16 protein-coding genes are annotated in these 16,374 nt (G+C 66.1%); 7 read left to right on the top strand and 9 right to left on the bottom strand.

Going from position 1 to position 16,374, the window contains the following annotated elements; genetic code table 11:
- Positions 1 to 49 precede the first annotated feature (49 nt).
- On the top strand, positions 50 to 226 hold the full coding sequence (locus tag U4Z64_RS03055; RefSeq protein WP_006753395.1) for a DUF3563 family protein: 177 nt from the start codon (positions 50 to 52) through the stop codon (positions 224 to 226).
- A gap of 108 nt (positions 227 to 334) precedes the next feature.
- On the opposite strand, the gene U4Z64_RS03050 is transcribed toward U4Z64_RS03055, so the two are convergent.
- From U4Z64_RS03050 to U4Z64_RS03030, 5 genes are all read right to left on the bottom strand, one after another.
- Positions 335 to 754 carry an organic hydroperoxide resistance protein gene (locus tag U4Z64_RS03050; protein ID WP_040139352.1) on the bottom strand — a complete coding sequence of 140 codons (420 nt, stop codon included), beginning with the start codon at positions 752 to 754 and terminating at the stop codon, positions 335 to 337.
- Positions 755 to 907: 153 nt separating this feature from the next.
- Entirely contained in the window at positions 908 to 1,360 is a 453-nt protein-coding gene (locus U4Z64_RS03045; RefSeq protein ID WP_044845259.1) for a MarR family winged helix-turn-helix transcriptional regulator, read from the bottom strand.
- 157 nt (positions 1,361 to 1,517) lie between these two features.
- Entirely contained in the window at positions 1,518 to 2,327 is an 810-nt protein-coding gene (locus U4Z64_RS03040; protein WP_124486434.1) for a BPSS1780 family membrane protein, read from the bottom strand.
- Entirely contained in the window at positions 2,318 to 3,316 is a 999-nt protein-coding gene (locus U4Z64_RS03035; protein ID WP_321819215.1) for a homoserine kinase, read from the bottom strand. The genes U4Z64_RS03040 and U4Z64_RS03035 overlap by 10 nt, the downstream gene beginning before the upstream one ends.
- A 107-nt stretch (positions 3,317 to 3,423) precedes the next feature.
- Positions 3,424 to 3,831: a hypothetical protein gene (locus U4Z64_RS03030; RefSeq protein ID WP_321819214.1), complete on the bottom strand. Its 408-nt coding sequence runs from the start codon at positions 3,829 to 3,831 to the stop codon at positions 3,424 to 3,426.
- 140 nt (positions 3,832 to 3,971) lie between these two features.
- Between U4Z64_RS03030 and U4Z64_RS03025 the strand changes: the two genes are divergently transcribed.
- Positions 3,972 to 5,498, top strand: a complete 1,527-nt coding sequence (locus U4Z64_RS03025; protein ID WP_044845316.1) for an AMP nucleosidase — start codon at positions 3,972 to 3,974, stop codon at positions 5,496 to 5,498.
- Between the two features lie 119 nt (positions 5,499 to 5,617).
- Here U4Z64_RS03025 and U4Z64_RS03020 read toward each other — a convergent pair whose 3' ends face one another.
- On the bottom strand, positions 5,618 to 5,908 hold the full coding sequence (locus tag U4Z64_RS03020; RefSeq protein ID WP_044845263.1) for a hypothetical protein: 291 nt from the start codon (positions 5,906 to 5,908) through the stop codon (positions 5,618 to 5,620).
- A gap of 394 nt (positions 5,909 to 6,302) precedes the next feature.
- Positions 6,303 to 7,061, bottom strand: coding sequence for a TIGR00730 family Rossman fold protein (locus U4Z64_RS03015; RefSeq protein WP_044845264.1), 759 nt, complete (start codon positions 7,059 to 7,061; stop codon positions 6,303 to 6,305).
- A 1-nt stretch (position 7,062) separates the two neighbouring features.
- Between U4Z64_RS03015 and polA the strand changes: the two genes are divergently transcribed.
- The 3 genes from polA to U4Z64_RS03000 all read left to right on the top strand — a co-directional run bounded on the left by polA (position 7,063) and on the right by U4Z64_RS03000 (position 12,745).
- On the top strand, positions 7,063 to 9,816 hold the full coding sequence (gene polA, locus U4Z64_RS03010; protein WP_124522662.1) for a DNA polymerase I: 2,754 nt from the start codon (positions 7,063 to 7,065) through the stop codon (positions 9,814 to 9,816).
- A 280-nt stretch (positions 9,817 to 10,096) separates the two neighbouring features.
- Complete coding sequence (locus U4Z64_RS03005) at positions 10,097 to 11,431, top strand: NAD(P)/FAD-dependent oxidoreductase (protein WP_321819213.1); 1,335 nt, start codon at positions 10,097 to 10,099, stop codon at positions 11,429 to 11,431.
- 438 nt (positions 11,432 to 11,869) lie between these two features.
- Positions 11,870 to 12,745 (top strand): dienelactone hydrolase family protein, encoded by an 876-nt coding sequence (locus U4Z64_RS03000; protein WP_124667572.1) that lies wholly within the window; start codon positions 11,870 to 11,872, stop codon positions 12,743 to 12,745.
- A gap of 49 nt (positions 12,746 to 12,794) precedes the next feature.
- Here the strand turns inward: U4Z64_RS03000 and U4Z64_RS02995 are convergent, their stop codons facing one another.
- Together U4Z64_RS02995 and U4Z64_RS02990 are read right to left on the bottom strand one after the other, a co-directional pair.
- Positions 12,795 to 13,664 (bottom strand): sulfurtransferase, encoded by an 870-nt coding sequence (locus U4Z64_RS02995; protein ID WP_124486430.1) that lies wholly within the window; start codon positions 13,662 to 13,664, stop codon positions 12,795 to 12,797.
- A 116-nt stretch (positions 13,665 to 13,780) separates the two neighbouring features.
- The gene (locus U4Z64_RS02990) at positions 13,781 to 14,887 is read right to left on the bottom strand and encodes an aromatic ring-hydroxylating oxygenase subunit alpha (protein WP_044845269.1); all 1,107 of its coding nucleotides are present in this window, start codon (positions 14,885 to 14,887) and stop codon (positions 13,781 to 13,783) included.
- A gap of 271 nt (positions 14,888 to 15,158) precedes the next feature.
- Here U4Z64_RS02990 and U4Z64_RS02985 point away from each other — a divergent pair, with 271 nt between their 5' ends.
- Both U4Z64_RS02985 and U4Z64_RS02980 read left to right on the top strand, forming a co-directional pair.
- The gene (locus U4Z64_RS02985; protein WP_321819212.1) at positions 15,159 to 15,452 is read left to right on the top strand and encodes an exodeoxyribonuclease VII small subunit; all 294 of its coding nucleotides are present in this window, start codon (positions 15,159 to 15,161) and stop codon (positions 15,450 to 15,452) included.
- Complete coding sequence (locus U4Z64_RS02980) at positions 15,449 to 16,333, top strand: polyprenyl synthetase family protein (protein WP_044845271.1); 885 nt, start codon at positions 15,449 to 15,451, stop codon at positions 16,331 to 16,333. The genes U4Z64_RS02985 and U4Z64_RS02980 overlap by 4 nt, the downstream gene beginning before the upstream one ends.
- The last annotated feature ends 41 nt before the right edge of the window (positions 16,334 to 16,374 follow it).

The raw sequence follows: 16,374 nt of genomic DNA, 5'->3' as shown, positions 1-16,374 counted from the left end.
TAATTCGGGAAAACCCTAGTCAAAGAACCTCTGGATTGCGAGATCGATCATGTACCTGCTGAGCCACCTCTTCCTGATGCTGACCAAGAACGCTGAAAAGGCCGCGAAAGAGCGCGCCGACGCGTACCTTTCCGAAGCAACCGACATCTACGATCTCGAATTCCGCATGCGCAAGATCGATCGCGAAGCGGCGATGAACCGTCCGTTCTCGTTCGGCTCGCGTTAAGCAGCGCAGCGCGGGCCGGCACGTCAGCCGGTCCGGCGAATCACGCAAAAGGGCGTGTGCGGCAAGCAGCCGCACACGCCCTTTTTGCATTCGACGTCGTGCGTCGCGTCAGACGACCGTCAGGCGCACCGGCACGTTGTTGCGGGTCGCGTTCGAGTACGGGCACACGTGGTGCGCCTTGTCGACCAGCGCCTGCGCATCGGCCTTGTCGAGCCCCGGCAGCGACACGCGCAGTTCGATGTCGAGCCCGAAGCCGCCTGCGTCGTTCGGGCCGATGCCCACTTCCGCGGTCACTTGCGTGTCGGCCGGCAGCGTCTGCTTGTTCTGGCCCGCGACGAATTTCATCGCGCTGAGGAAACAGGCCGAGTAACCTGCGGCAAACAGCTGTTCCGGGTTCGTGCCCTCCGCGCCCGTGCCGCCGAGTTCGCGCGGCGCGGCCAGCTTCACTTCCAGCCTGTTGTCGGCGGATACCGCGCGGCCGTCGCGGCCGCCCGTGCTCGTGGCGCTGGTCTTGTACAGAATGTTCATGGTGCAGCTCCTGTCGGAAGAATGGGAGGAAGCGGTCCGGTCGGACGGGTGTCGCCGGCCACGAGGAAAATATAGAACACAAATGATTTGTGTGCAAATGAAATTTTGAAGAAAAGGCCCGGCAGTGCCGGGCCGTTTGCGGCCGCGGGTTCGTCAGCCTTCGTTGGCGGCCGACAGCGCGTGGCGCAACTGCTGGAGATCCGCGCGCAGCCTGACCAGGAACTCGGGCGTTTGCTGCATCGCGCAAAAGAGATCGGCGGGCACCGAGCGCGCCTTGTCCTTCAGCGCGCGGCCTTCCGTCGTCAAGCGCACGTTGACGATGCGCTCGTCGGTGACGCTGCGCACGCGTTCGACGTAGCCGAGCGCCTCGAGCCGCTTCAGCAGCGGCGTGACGGTGGCCGGATCGAGGTCGAGGCGGGCGGCGATGTCCTTTACGGCGATGTCGTCGCGCTCCCACAGCACGAGCATCGCCAGATATTGGGGATAGGTCAGCGACAGCTTGTCGAGCAGCGGTTTGTACGCCTTCGTCATCGCATGCGATGTCGAGTAGAGCGCGAAGCACAGTTGCTCGTCGAGCGTCTGGGGCAGCGGGGGCAGGCGGTCCATGATTCGGGCGGCGCGGCGGACGCGCTAACGATTTGTACGCAAATTATTTTGCGCGCAAAAGATTCGGTTGAACAGGGGTGGGGCGTGGCGCGGAGGACCCGCGCCGGGCTGGCCGGAGGAGGATGGACGGCCGGCGGCGGGCGCCGGCCGAACGGCGTCAGCGGCCGGTGGTGGGCGTCGCGGCGCCCGGTTCCTGCACGCCGAAGCAGCCGCGATAGGTCGCGTAGAACGAGCAGTACATCATCGTGACGATGAGGATCGTCACCGGCATCATGATCGTCAGCACGTAGGCGCCGGCGCCGAGGGCCTGCAGCAGCAGCGACAGGCCGAACGACGTGCCGAGCGCGACGCCGAACCACAGCAGCCCGTACACGACGAATGCGCCGCGATTGCGCCAGCAGCTGACGATGCTGAAGAACAGCGCCTTGGCGGGCGGAATGTCGTGCCACGCAGTGAGCACCGGCGCGAACCAGAACAGCATCGCGACCGGCGCGTAGAGCAGCGTCGCCAGCAGCAGCGCGCCGAGCGTGCCTTGCGCGGCGAGCGTTTCCGGCGTCGGACTCGCTTCGTTCGTGGCGCCGAGCATCATCTGGAGCAGCCCGCCGCCGTCCACGAGGGACGACGCGGCGAACACCAGCACCATCAGCGCGACATAGACCACGCCGAGCACGAGCAGCCGCTGCGTCGTCGCGGTGCCGTACGAGCGGAAGCCGTCGATGAGGATCGTCGGCATCACCGGCTTGCCGGCCACCGTGTCGCGGCATGCGGCCATGAAGCCGACCGCGATGCCGGGGATGAACAGCAGCGGCAGCGCCGCGCCGATCACCGGCACCATCGACACCAGCGTGATCGCCAGCAGGTACGTGAAAAACAGCGTGATGAACGCGAGCGGGTTCCGGCGGAACAGCCAGATGCCTTGACGGAACCAGACATAGCCCGCTTTCGCGGGCACTTCGATCAGTTGCATGCGGTATAGGTCTCGGGAAGCGCGGGCGTGTGGGCGATACGCTCACGCAGGATGCGTTCGAAATGACCGGGATCGTGCGGTTTGAGCATTTCGGCCGCGCGCGGCAGGTAGAAGTCGTACAGGCGCGACACCCAGAAGCGGTACGCGCCCGCGCGCAGCATGTCGCTCCAGTGGCGGCGCTCCTCGGCCGTGAACGGCCGGACCGTCTGGTAGGCGCGCACCAGCGCATCGGCGCGCGCGACGTCGAGCACGCCCGTCGCGAGGTCGACGCACCAGTCGTTGACGGTGACCGCGACGTCGAACAGCCATTTGTCGCAGCCCGCGAAATAGAAATCGAAGAAGCCGCCGAGCCGTACCTCATGACCGGTGCCGGGCGCCGCGTGCGCGAACAGCACGTTGTCGCGGAACAGGTCGCAGTGGCACGGGCCACCCGGCAGCGCCGCGTAGTCGTCCGACGCGAAGAACGCGGCCTGGTGCGCGAGTTCGTCCTCGAGCAGCGTGCGCTGCGTGTCGGAAACGAACGGGACGATCGCCGGCACGTTCTCCTGCCACCACGGCAGGCTGCGCAGGTTCGGCTGGTGACGCGCATAGTCGCGCCCCGCGAGGTGCAGGCGCGCGAGCATCTGCCCGACCTCGATGCAGTGTTCGACCCCCGGCGCGAGTTCGGCGGCGCCGTCGAGCTTCGTGACGATCGCCGCCGGCTTGCCGTGCAGCTCGCCGAAGAGTGCGCCGTCGTCGCGCGGGACCGGATCCGGCACCGGCACGCCGTGGCTCGCCAGATGGCGCATCAGGTCGAGGTAGAACGGCAGCTGTTCCGCCGTCAGCTTTTCGAAGATCGTCAGGACGTACTCGCCGCGCGTCGTCGTCAGGAAGAAGTTGCTGTTCTCGATGCCGGACGGAATGCCGCGGAACGCCAGCACGTCGCCCAGTTCGTAGTGGCGCATCCATTGCGCGAGATCGGAGTCGGAAACAGCGGTGAAAACGGCCATGCGAGATGCGTCTGGTCAGTTGTCGGCACGCGCGCGGCGTGCAGCGCGACAGGAGGTGAAGGGAATGCCGGCGCGCCGCGTCGGGACCGACGCGGCGCGGCAGGAAATCAGTAGCGCAGGTTGACCGACGGCAGGCGCGTGATCGGGACGCCCGCGTCGTGCGGCTTCGGCGACGTGTCGAGCGTCGAGCTCATCTGGTAGCGCGTGCCGAAGTTCGACTTCACGTCGATCTCGACCGGCTTGCCGCGATCGCGATACTCGGTGACCTCGGTGCCGCTCTTGCTCTTGGCATGGAAGCTCGGCGTGCGGCGGATGTCGGCGAAGTCGACTTTCGACGTGACTTCGGCGCCCGGCCGGTTGATCTTGCGGAGATCGGGCAGGCCGGCGGCCTCGTTGGCCTCGGCCCGGGCCTGCGCGTCGGCGTCAGGCATGCCGCCGGCGGCGTAAGCGGCGCCGGCAGCGGCAAACGTGCCCGCGAACACGGCGGCAGCGGCGACGAGAATGAGCGGCTTCATGATGAGTCTCCAGTGAACCTTCCGATTTTAGCAAATACTGCGCGCGGCCCGGCCCTCGCGTGCAAGCGGCGTGCAAGCGGGCGGCCACGAGCGTGACCGGGTTCCGTGGTAATGTCGTCCGATCAGACGAGGTGATGAAAATGAAGAACGATTTGAGCCGCCGGCATCGGGTGCTGACGCCCGAGAGTCCGCCCGTCGAAGCATTCGACGATTCCGTCGCCGCCGTCGCGCGGCTGTCGGCCATCTACGACACCAACACGGGCTTCCTGCGCGATGCCTTCGCGCGTTATCGCCGCCACGAACCGATCACCGAGCACGTGCGTGCGTGCTATCCGTTCGTGCGGATTCGTACCGACGTCAACACGCACGTCGATTCGCGCCGTTCGTACGGTTTCGTCGCGGGTCCCGGCGTGTTCGAGACGACCGTCACGCGCCCCGACCTGTTCGCGAACTACTATCGCGAGCAACTGCGCCTGCTGTCGAAGAACCACCATGTGAAGATCGAGATCGGTGTGTCGTCGCAGCCGATTCCGGTTCACTTCGCGTTTCCCGAAGGCATCCACCTCGAAGGCGAGCTCGACCGCGACCGCCTGCTCGCGATGCGCGACATCTTCGACACGCCCGACCTGTCGTACCTCGACGACCGCATCGTCAACGGCACGTTCGAGCCGGCGCCCGGCGAGCCGCATCCGCTCGCGCTGTTCACCGCCGCACGCGTCGACTTCTCGCTGCACCGGCTGCGTCACTACACGGCGACGTCGCCCACGCACTTCCAGAACTACGTGCTCTACACGAACTACCAGTTCTACATCGACGAATTCGTGAAGCTCGGCCGCACGATGATGACGGAGAGCGACGATCCCGAGGTACGCGCGTACCGCAGCCAGTACAGCGCGTTCGTCGAGCCGGGCGACGTCATCACGTACAACGCGAACCTCGGCAGCGAGCCGGCCGAGGGCGCCGCGCCGCCGCGGCTGCCGCAGATGCCCGCGTATCACCTGAAGCGCGCGGACGGCAGCGGGATCACGATGGTCAACATCGGTGTCGGCCCGTCAAACGCGAAGACGATCACCGATCACATCGCGGTGCTGCGTCCGCACGCGTGGGTGATGCTCGGCCACTGCGCGGGCCTGCGCAACACGCAGCGCCTCGGCGACTACGTGCTCGCGCACGGTTACGTGCGCGAGGATCACGTGCTGGATGCGGACCTGCCGCTGTGGGTGCCGATCCCGGCGCTCGCCGAAGTGCAGCTCGCGCTCGAGCGCGGCGTGGCCGAGGTCACCCGTCTCGAAGGTGCCGAACTGAAGCGCGTGATGCGCACGGGCACGGTCGCGAGCGTCGACAACCGCAACTGGGAGCTGCGCGATCACCGCGAACCCGTGCAGCGGCTGTCGCAGAGCCGTGCGATCGCGCTCGACATGGAAAGCGCGACGATCGCCGCGAACGGGTTCCGGTTCCGCGTGCCGTACGGCACGCTGCTGTGCGTGTCCGACAAGCCGCTGCACGGCGAGCTGAAGCTGCCGGGCATGGCCGACACGTTCTATCGCGGGCAGGTCGACCAGCATCTGCAGATCGGCGTGAAGGCGATGGAGATCCTGCGCACGAACGGGCTCGACAAGCTGCATAGCCGGAAGCTGCGGAGCTTCGCGGAAGTGGCGTTTCAGTGATGTGAACGCCGCGCAAGCCGCGGGCGTAACGACAAAGGCCGCACGCGAACTTTCGTTCACGTGCGGCCTTGTTCTTTGTCCTGCAGTGCGCGAGCCCGATCGAACCCGCACTCGGATGCTCAGCACTCGCCCTTCTTCGCGTGTCCCGGCGGGCAGTGGTAGCCGCCGTGACCATGATGGCGCTCGTGATCTTCCCACTCGCGGCGTTCCCAGTAGCGGCGGCCGTCCCAGTAACGGTCGCCATGCCAGCCGACGATGACCGCGGGCGCTGGTGCGACCACGACAGGCGCGGGCGCGACGACGACCGGCGCGGGCGTGCCGATGTTGACGTCGACGTTGACGGCGTGGGCGAGGCCGGACAGCGAAACACCGAGGCCGGCGAAGGCGAGGGCGATCAGCGAACGTTTCATGTTGTTTTCCGTGATGTCGTTGTCAAAGGGCCGGCGCGACGCGATGGACGCGAGGGGGGATCGTTCCACCGGGGGGACGCCACGCCGACAAGAGGCAGTGTGCGGGCGCCGCACGGAAAATGCGAGCGGCATTTGTTACGGCAGATTGACGTCAGGCCGGCCGGCTGGACCGATGGCAGGCAGCGTGATTTGACAATGGTCGGTCCCGGGCGTGGCACGCGTCGAATGCGTTGTGCGGCACCGGCCGCCCGAATTTGACATTCGACGGTGCGCGGCTGCGTTGCGGGATTAACGCGGCGTTACAAAATGACGCGCGGCAGGTGGCGGAATCGCCATGCCTGCCGCGCGGGAAGCGGGATGCCGGCCGTAAAGGCCGGCCATCGAGCCGATCGAATTACAGATAGAACATGCGGTCTTCTTCGGGCCGCGGCGGATGATCGTCGCCGTCCGCGCCTTCTTCCTCGCCGCTGTCCTCGTAGAACGCGAGCACGGCGTCGAGCACCTGGTCGGGATCGTCGATCACCTGCATCAGGTCCATGTCTTCCGGATTGATGAGGCCGTTCGGGATCAACTGGTCGCGGAACCATTGCAGCAGCCCCTGCCAGAACGTGCTGCCGACGAGAATGATCGGCACGAGGCGCGACTTCTTCGTCTGGATCAGCGTGAGCACTTCGGACAGTTCGTCGAGCGTGCCGAAGCCGCCCGGCATCACGATCACCGCGTCGGAGTTCTTCACGAACGTGACCTTGCGCGTGAAGAAGTGGCGGAAGCGCAGCGAGATGTCCTGGTAGTGGTTGCCGGCCTGCTCGTGCGGCAGCTCGATGTTCAGGCCGACCGACGGCGCCTTGCCGGCGTGCGCGCCCTTGTTCGCGGCTTCCATGATGCCGGGGCCGCCGCCGGAGATCACCGCGAAGCCGGCGTCGGACAGCTTGCGCGCGATCTGCACGGCCAACTTGTAGTGCGGCGTATCGGGCTTCAGACGGGCAGAACCGTAGATGCTGACGGCCGGGCGGATCTCCGACAGGTACTCGGTCGCCTCGATAAACTCTGCCATAATCGTGAACATCTGCCACGATGCGCGCGCCTTCTTGGCCGTCGCGCGTTCTTGATCTGCGAGCGAACGCAGACTCGGAATCACTTTTCTCTTGTTCATAATGCCTGAAGAACGAAATCTGGAAGGTAAGACCCTGCTATTGGTTGACGGTTCGAGCTATCTGTATCGGGCTTACCATGCGATGCCTGATTTGCGTGGCCCTGGCGGGGAGCCGACCGGAGCGCTCTACGGAATCATCAACATGCTGCGTCGTATGCGCAAGGAAGTCAGTGCAGAGTATAGCGCTTGCGTGTTCGATGCAAAGGGCAAGACGTTCCGCGACGACCTTTATGCCGACTATAAGGCAAACCGTCCGTCGATGCCGCCCGATCTTGCATTGCAGGTCGAACCGATTCACGGCGCCGTGCGCGCGCTCGGCTGGCCGCTGCTGATGGTCGAGGGCGTCGAGGCCGACGACGTGATCGGCACGCTCGCGCGCGAAGCCGAGCGGCACGGGATGAACGTGATCGTATCGACCGGCGACAAGGACCTCGCGCAACTCGTCACCGATCACGTCACGCTCGTCAACACGATGACCAACGAGACGCTCGATCGCGACGGCGTGGTCGCGAAGTTCGGCGTGCCGCCCGAGCGGATCATCGACTACCTCGCGCTGATCGGCGACACCGTCGACAACGTGCCCGGCGTCGAGAAGTGCGGGCCGAAGACGGCCGTGAAGTGGCTGTCGCAATACGACAGCCTCGACGGCGTGATCGAACACGCAGGCGAGATCAAGGGGGTGGTCGGCGACAACCTGCGTCGCGCGCTCGACTTCCTGCCGCTCGGCCGCAAGCTCGTGACCGTCGACACGGCCTGCGATCTCGCGCCGCATCTCGAATCGATCGAAGCGTCGCTGAAGAGCGACGGCGAAGCACGCGACCTGCTGCGCGACATCTTCGCGCGCTACGGCTTCAAGACGTGGCTGCGCGAAGTCGACAGCGCACCCGCCGAAGGCGGCGGCGCCGATGCGCCGGAAGGTGACCCCGCCCCGGTGGTGGCCGCAGACATCGTCCGCGAGTACGACACGATCCAGACCTGGGAGCAGTTCGACGCATGGTTCGCGAAGATCGACGCGGCCGCGCTGACCGCGTTCGACACCGAAACCACGTCGCTCGACCCGATGACCGCGCGGCTCGTCGGCCTGTCGTTCTCGGTCGAGCCGGGCAAGGCCGCGTATCTTCCGGTCGCGCATCGCGGTCCCGACCTGCCCGAGCAGCTGCCGATCGACGACGTGCTCGCGCGCCTGAAGCCGTGGCTCGAATCGGCCGACCGCAAGAAGGTCGGCCAGCACCTGAAGTACGACGCGCAGGTGCTCGCGAACTACGACATCGCGCTGAACGGCATCGAGCACGACACGCTGCTCGAATCGTACGTGCTCGAATCGCACCGCACGCACGACATGGACAGCCTCGCGCTGCGTCATCTGGGCGTCAAGACGATCAAGTACGAAGACGTGGCCGGCAAGGGCGCGAAGCAGATCGGCTTCGACGAAGTGGCGCTCGAGCAGGCCGCGGCGTATGCGGCCGAGGATGCGGACATCACGCTGCAGCTGCATCAGGCGCTGTATCCGCAGGTCGCGCGCGAGGCGGGCCTCGAGCGCGTGTATCGCGAGATCGAGATGCCGGTGTCGCTCGTGCTGCGCAAGATGGAGCGCACCGGCGTGCTGATCGACGACGCACGCCTGCAGGCGCAAAGCAGCGAGATCGCGACGCGGCTCATCGAGCTCGAGGGCCAGGCGTACGAACTGGCGGGCGGCGAGTTCAATCTCGGCTCGCCGAAGCAGATCGGGCAGATCTTCTTCGAGAAGCTGCAGTTGCCGGTCGTGAAGAAGACGCCGAGCGGCGCGCCGTCGACCGACGAGGAAGTGCTGCAGAAGCTCGCCGAGGATTACCCGCTGCCGAAGCTGCTGCTCGAGCATCGCGGGCTGTCGAAGCTGAAGTCGACCTACACCGACAAGCTGCCGCGCATGGTGAATCCCGCAACGGGCCGCGTGCACACGAACTATGCGCAGGCGGTCGCGGTCACGGGCCGTCTCGCGTCGAACGATCCCAATCTTCAGAACATTCCGGTGCGCACGGCCGAAGGCCGGCGGATCCGCGAGGCGTTCATCGCATCGCCGGGGCATCGCATCGTGTCGGCCGACTATTCGCAGATCGAACTGCGGATCATGGCGCACATTTCCGGCGACGCGTCGCTGCTGCGCGCGTTCTCGCAGGGCGAGGACATCCACCGCGCAACCGCCGCCGAAGTGTTCGGCGTGACGCCGCTGGAGGTCAATTCCGACCAGCGCCGGATCGCGAAGGTGATCAACTTCGGGCTCATCTACGGGATGAGCGCGTTCGGCCTCGCGTCGAACCTCGGCATCACGCGCGATGCGGCGAAGCTCTACATCGACCGCTATTTCGCGCGCTACCCGGGCGTCGCGCAGTACATGGAAAACACGCGCACGGTGGCGAAGGAGAAGGGCTACGTCGAAACCGTTTTCGGCCGCCGCCTGTGGCTGCCGGAGATCAACGGCGGCAACGGCCCGCGCCGTCAGGCCGCCGAGCGCGCCGCCATCAACGCACCGATGCAGGGCACGGCGGCCGACCTGATCAAGCTGTCGATGATCGCGGTGGACGACTGGCTCACGCGCGACCGGCTCGCGTCACGGATGATCATGCAGGTGCACGACGAACTGGTGCTCGAGGTGCCCGACGCAGAACTGTCGCTCGTGCGCGAGAAACTGCCGGAAATGATGTGCGGCGTGGCGAAGCTGAAGGTGCCGCTGGTCGCCGAAGTGGGCGCCGGCGCGAACTGGGAAGAGGCACACTGACGCACCCCCGTGCGATTCCCGTTTCCCGCGGCATATTGTTGCAGGGATGCTGAATATCGCGATGGTTTGCTTGTGGTCAACGCGCAAGCTCCCGGACAATGCAAGTCAGTCAGGTCATTGTCGCGGGGGCAGCGCGCCCCGTGTTCCGGCATCGGACGCATCGAAGTGTTTCGAACTGCACATCGATGATGTTCGAACCGGTTAATCCAACGGGCGGCGCGAACGCATCGCGTCTGCCTCGTGCGGCGGCAGCAGTTTCGAATCGCAAAGGGGGAATCAGATGCATCGGATCATCATCGTAGGCGGCGGCGCGGGCGGCCTGGAACTGGCGACGCGGCTCGGCGACCGTTACGGCGCGCGCGGCAATCGTCCCGCACGTGCGCTCGTCACGCTCGTCGACCGCAATCCGACCCACATCTGGAAGCCGTTGCTGCACGAGGTCGCGGCCGGCAGCATGGACCCGTTCACGCAGGAGCTCGAATACGCGGCGCAGGCGCGCTGGCATGGCTTCGAGTTTCAGCAGGGCGAACTGACCGCGCTCGACCGCACGGCGAAGCGCATCACGCTGTCGCCCGTCAACGACAGCGACGGCGCGGAGCTGCTGCCGGCACGCGACCTGGAATACGACACGCTCGTGATCGCGATCGGCAGCACGACGCACTTCTTCGGCGTGCAGGGCGCGGCCGAAAACGCGATCGCGCTCGATACGGTCGGCGAGGCCGAGCGCTTCCGCAAGCGCCTGATCGCCGCGTGCATGCGCGCCGAGCATCAGGCGCCGGCGCAGCCCGCGCCCGGGGCGGCGGCCGAACCGCGCATCCAGGTCGTGATCGTCGGTGGCGGCGCGACGGGCGTCGAGTTGTCCGCCGAGCTGCGCAATACCGCGCAGGTGCTGTCCGTCTATGGGCTGCACAAGCTCGACCCGCAGCACGACGTCGGCATCGTGCTGATCGAATCGGGGCCGCGGATTCTGCCCGCGCTGCAGGAGCGCGTATCGACGGCAACGGCCGAGCTGCTCGAAAAGCTCGGCGTGCGCTTGATGCTCGCCGAGCGCGTGACCGAAGTCGCGCCGGGTTTCGTGCACACCGCGAGCGGCAAGACGGTGCGTGCGGATCTCACGGTCTGGGCGGCCGGCATCAAGGCGCCGTCCGTGCTGTCGGATCTCGATGGCCTGCAGGTCAACAAGCTCGGCCAGCTCGACGTGCGCCGCACGCTGCAGACCTTCACCGACGACAACGTATTCGCGCTCGGCGATTGCGCGGCCTGCGTATGGCCCGGCAACGAGCGCAACGTGCCGCCGCGCGCGCAGGCGGCGCACCAGCAGGCGAGCTTCCTGCTGAAGGCGATCGGTTGCCGGCTCGACGGGCGTTCGCTGCCGGAATTCACGTATCGCGATTTCGGATCGCTCGTGTCGCTCGGTCATTTCAGCGCGGTCGGCAACCTGATGGGCGGGCTGATCGGCGGCAACATGCTGATCGAAGGGCTGTTCGCGCGCTTCATGTACATGTCGCTGTACCGGCTGCACATCGCGGCGCTGCACGGCTATCCGCGCATGATGCTCGATACGGTCGCGCACTGGCTGCGCCGCACGACGCTGCCGCGCGTCAAGCTGCACTGACGCGGCTGCACGTTCGTGCGCCGGGCGGGCAGGGAATGCGCATCGCGCGCATTTCCTGCCCGTTGTCGTTTCAAGTGCAGGGTGGTCGTGCGTTCGCGTGTCGGGCCTGTTTATTGCGCATCTCTATTGCGCGTCGTTTCGTGCCGACCCGCAAGTATTCGAGCGCGTGAAGGCGCTTGCCGCATGTGCGCCGCGGATGAACTTGCCGGGCCGGATCGCGGTTGTCGATACCGCGACGGACGCCGCCGGATTACGCCTTCGTAATCGAGTCTTACACATCTGACAGTTGACGTGACAACGGATTATTGGGCATCTTGTGCGGGTTTCCGCTTGCGGCGGAGTGTCAACCGCCGCGACATCCGCGCCGTCCGCCGGCGCGATGCCCCGTCAGGTCCAAGCCATGACCGTGACGGCGGCGCCCAATCGAGGAGTGCATTCATGTTGAAACCCGAAGTCGACAGCCTGGTTCCCCGTGTTCCGTTCTCGCGCCGCAAGTTCATGCAGGCCGCGCTGGGCGGCACCTTCGCGGCGGCCGTGCTGCCCGTGTCGGCGCAGACGATCACGACCGACAGCGCCGGGCTGGACGTCGACACCATCGAGATCCGCTCGGGCGACGCGAGCATCCCCGCGTATCGCGCGCAGCCGGTCGGCAAGACGAACCTGCCGGTCGTCATCGTGATCCACGAGGTCTTCGGCGTGCATGCGCATATCGCCGACGTCTGCCGTCGCTTCGCGAAGCTCGGCTATCTCGCGATCGCGCCCGACCTGTTCGCGCGCCAGGGCGACGTGTCGAAGTATCCGACCATCCAGGCGCTCGTCGACAACATCGTCAACAAGGTGCCGGACCGTCAGGTCACCGAGGATCTCGATGCGACCGTCGCGTGGGCCGGCAAGAACGGCGGCGACCTGTCGCGTCTCGGCGTGACGGGGTTCTGCTGGGGCGGCCGCCAGGCGTGGCTGTATGCGGAGCACAATCCGCACGTGCTGGCGGCCGTCGCGTGGTACGGGTTCGTCGAAGGCAAGACCGACGAGATGACGCCGTTCAATCCGGTCGATCATGCGTCGTTGCTGAAGGTGCCGGTGCTCGGGCTGTACGGCGAGAAGGATACGAACATCACGCAGGCGGCGCTTGCGAACATGCGCAAGGCGATCCAGGCGAGCGATTCGAAGCTCGCGCGCCAATCGGAGATCGTCGTCTATCCGGATGCCGGTCATGCGTTCTTCGCGGATTACCGGCCGAGTTACGTGAAGGGCGATGCCGAGGACGGCTGGAAGCGCGCGATCGAGTGGTTCCACAAGTACGGCGTGATGTAAGCGACAAGGCGGCAGATGCCGCCGCCTCGTCGACGTGTCGCGCCGGTGCTTACGGGTTCGGGCCGGTCGCGATCGGCCGCGACGGATCGGCGCTCCATTCGCTCCACGAGCCCGGATACAGCGACGCACCGTGAAGCCCGGCGATCTCGAGTGCGAGTGCGTTGTGGCACGCGGTCACGCCGGATCCGCATTGCAGGATCGCGTTGTTCGGTTCGGTGCCGGCCAGCAGCGCGGTGAACGTCTCGCGCAGTTCGTGGCCGGTCTTGAAGCGGCCGTCGGCGGCCAGGTTGTCCTTGAAGAACCGGTTGCGTGCGCCGGGAATATGGCCGCCGACACGATCGATCGTTTCGTTTTCGCCGCGATAGCGATCCGGCGCGCGCGCATCGATCACGACGCGCTGGGCCGACGTCACGTTCGCGAGCACGGCTGCCGCGTCGACCGTCGATTCGAGCGGGGCCGCCGCGCGGAAGTCGCCGGCGGCCGGGTGCGGCACGTCGGCGGTCAGCGGCTGGCCGGCTGCTTCCCATGCCTGCAGGCCGCCGTCGAGCACCGCGACGGAGTCGTGCCCGAGCCAGCGCAGCAGCCACCACAGGCGCGCCGCATAGGCGCCGCCGTGTGCATCATAGGCGACGACCTGCTGGCCCTGCTTGACGCCGCGGCTGGCGAGCAGCGTGGCGAGCGCGTCGCGGGTCGGCAGCGGATGGCGGCCGTTGGTGCCGGTCTTGCGGCCGGACAGGTCGCGGTCGAGATGGAGATACTGTGCGCCCGCGATATGGCCGGCTGCGTAGGCGGCTTCGCCTGCGCCCGGATCGGCGAGATCGAAGCGGCAGTCGAACACGGCAACGCTGCCCGGCGCCGCGGCCAGGCGCTCGGCGAGATTGGTTGCTGAGATGAGCGTGGTGTAGTGGGTATGTGGCATGACGGCTCCCTGGAGTGCAAACGGCCTGATACTCCAAGTCTAAACAAAAAAAGACGGGCCGGAACCCGTCTTTTCATATGCCGAATGCCGTGCGGCGCGCAAGCGCCGCGTGCAGGTCAGAGATCGCCGAGGTGGCGGCGCAGGAACTCGTGGAAGTGCTGCATGCCGTCTTCCATCGGGCTCTGGTACGGGCCGACCTGCGATTCGCCGCGCGCCATCAGTGCACGGCGGCCTGCGTCCATCCGCATCGCGATTTCGTCGTCCTCGATGGCCGTCTCCATATAGGCGGCGCGCTCGGCCTCGACGAACTCGCGCTCGAACAGCGCGATTTCCTCGGGATAGTAGAACTCGACGATGTTGGTCGTCTTCTGCGGGCCGCGCGGAATCAGCCACGACACGACGAGCACGTGCGGATACCACTCGATCATCAGGCCCGGGTAGTAGACCATCCAGATCGCGCCGAACTCCGGCGGCACGCCGTTGCGGAACTTGAGCACCTGCTCGTGCCACGTCTTGTAGGTCGCGCTGCCCGGTTTCGCGAGCGCGTTGTGCACGCCGACCGTCTGCACGCTGTACCAGTCGCCGAACTCCCATTTGAGATCGTCGCACGACACGAAGCTGCCGAGGCCCGGGTGGAACGGGACGACGTGGTAATCCTCGAGGTAGACCTCGATGAACGTCTTCCAGTTGTAATCGCACTCGTGCACTTCGACGTGATCGAAGTGATACTCGGAGAAGTCGAAGTGATGCTTCGTGCCGAGGTTCGCGAGATCGCGCGCGACGTTGCGGCCTTCGGCCTCGAACAGCAGCCCCTGCCAGTTCTGCAGCGGGCTCTTGCCGAGGTTCAGGCACGGCTTGTCGGGGAAGTGCGGCGCGCCGAGCAGCTGGCCTTCCAGATCGTACGTCCAGCGGTGCAGCGGACACACGATGTTCTGCGTGTGGCCGCGCCCGTTCAGCATGATCGCCTGCCGGTGGCGGCACACGTTCGACAGCAGTTCGATCTGGTTCGCCGGGTTGCGGACCAGCACGCGGCCTTCCTTCTCGGACGGCAGCGCAAAATAATCCCCCGCCTCGGGCACCATCAACTCGTGCCCGACGTAACGAGGTCCTTTCTTGAAGAGGGTTTCGATCTCGCGCTCGAGCAGCGCCTCATCGAAGTATGCAGTGACTGGAAGCTGGCTGTGAGCCGACTTCAACTGAAGCGCATCGCTCAGATTGGACATTCCCACTCCCGGTGTTAGCGTGAAAGCAGTGAACAACCCAACCATCGAAAAATCGATTTAGGGAAACGCGGAATTATACCCGGTTCGCCTCGCAAGGCTAGGATTAAGTGCCTGATTTGTGTCAATTTTTTGTCCGGCGGCGATCGGGTGGCGCACAATGTGTGTCGAAGAAGGGGCCCGAATGCGTGCCCGGGTGCCCAAGTCGGCAGGTCGGAAAATTCTCTTTTGCCGTAGAATGTCCGACTTGTTTTGAAATTTGACACCCTCGTCCATGGCGAAAACCGCACCCCAAGGCGCCGCCCCGCCCGGCAATGGCACCGAACCGTTGCCGGACAACTATGAAACGGCGCTCGCGGAACTCGAGACGCTGGTTGCCCGGATGGAAGGCGGCACGTTGAGCCTCGAGGATTCGCTCGCTGCGTATCGCCGCGGTGCGACTCTCGTTGCGTTTTGCCAACAGCAGCTCGAGAAAGTGGAACAGCAGGTTCGCGTGCTCGACGGCGCGACGCTGAAGACGCTTTCGTCCGGAACGGCCGCCACGGACGGCGAAGACGACGATCTATGACATTCGAACAATGGATGCGGTCCGTGCTCGACCGTGTCGAGGACGCACTCGGCCACTATTTGCCGGCTGACAACGTGGTGCCCACGCAACTCCACGAAGCGATGCGCTACGCGGTCCTCGGCGGCGGCAAACGCGTTCGCCCGCTGCTGTGCCATGCAGCAGGCGAACTGACCGGCGCGACCGAAGCGGCGCGCAACGCGGCAGCGGCGGCGCTGGAGATGATCCACGTCTACTCGCTCGTGCACGACGACATGCCGTGCATGGACGACGACGCGCTGCGACGCGGCAAGCCGACCGTGCACGTGCAGTACGACGAGCCGACGGCGCTGCTGGTCGGCGATGCGCTGCAGTCGCAGGCCTTCGTCGCGCTGACCGACGCCGCCGCGCTGTCGCCGGTGCAGCAGGCCGCGCTTGTGCGCGAGCTGGCGCTGGCGAGCGGCTCGATCGGCATGGCCGGCGGGCAGGCGATCGACCTGGCGAGCGTCGGCCTCAAGCTGACGCGCGAGCAGCTCGAGACGATGCACCGGATGAAGACGGGCGCGCTGTTGCGCGCGGCCGTGCGGATGGGCGCGCTGGCGGGCGACACGCCGTCGGCGGAGGCGATGGCCGCGCTCGACGTCTATGCGGGGGCCGTGGGTCTGGCCTTCCAGGTCGTCGACGACATTCTCGACGTCACGACCGATTCGGCGACGCTCGGCAAGACGGCCGGCAAGGATGCGGCGAACGACAAGCCGACCTACGTATCGATCCTCGGCCTCGACGCGTCGCGTGAGCTCGCAGCCCAGCTGCGCGCCGAAGCGCATGATGCGCTGAAACCGTTCGGCGCACGCGCACAGCGTCTCGCCGAACTTGCCGACCTGGTGGTGAACCGGGTCAGCTGACGCGAAGCCCGCCGCTGCGCACACGCTACGGTGCGTGCAAT

Source organism: Burkholderia sp. BCC1996, assembly GCF_905339955.1.
Lineage (GTDB): Bacteria > Pseudomonadota > Gammaproteobacteria > Burkholderiales > Burkholderiaceae > Burkholderia.
This window is presented reverse-complemented; position numbering and strand designations above follow the sequence as displayed.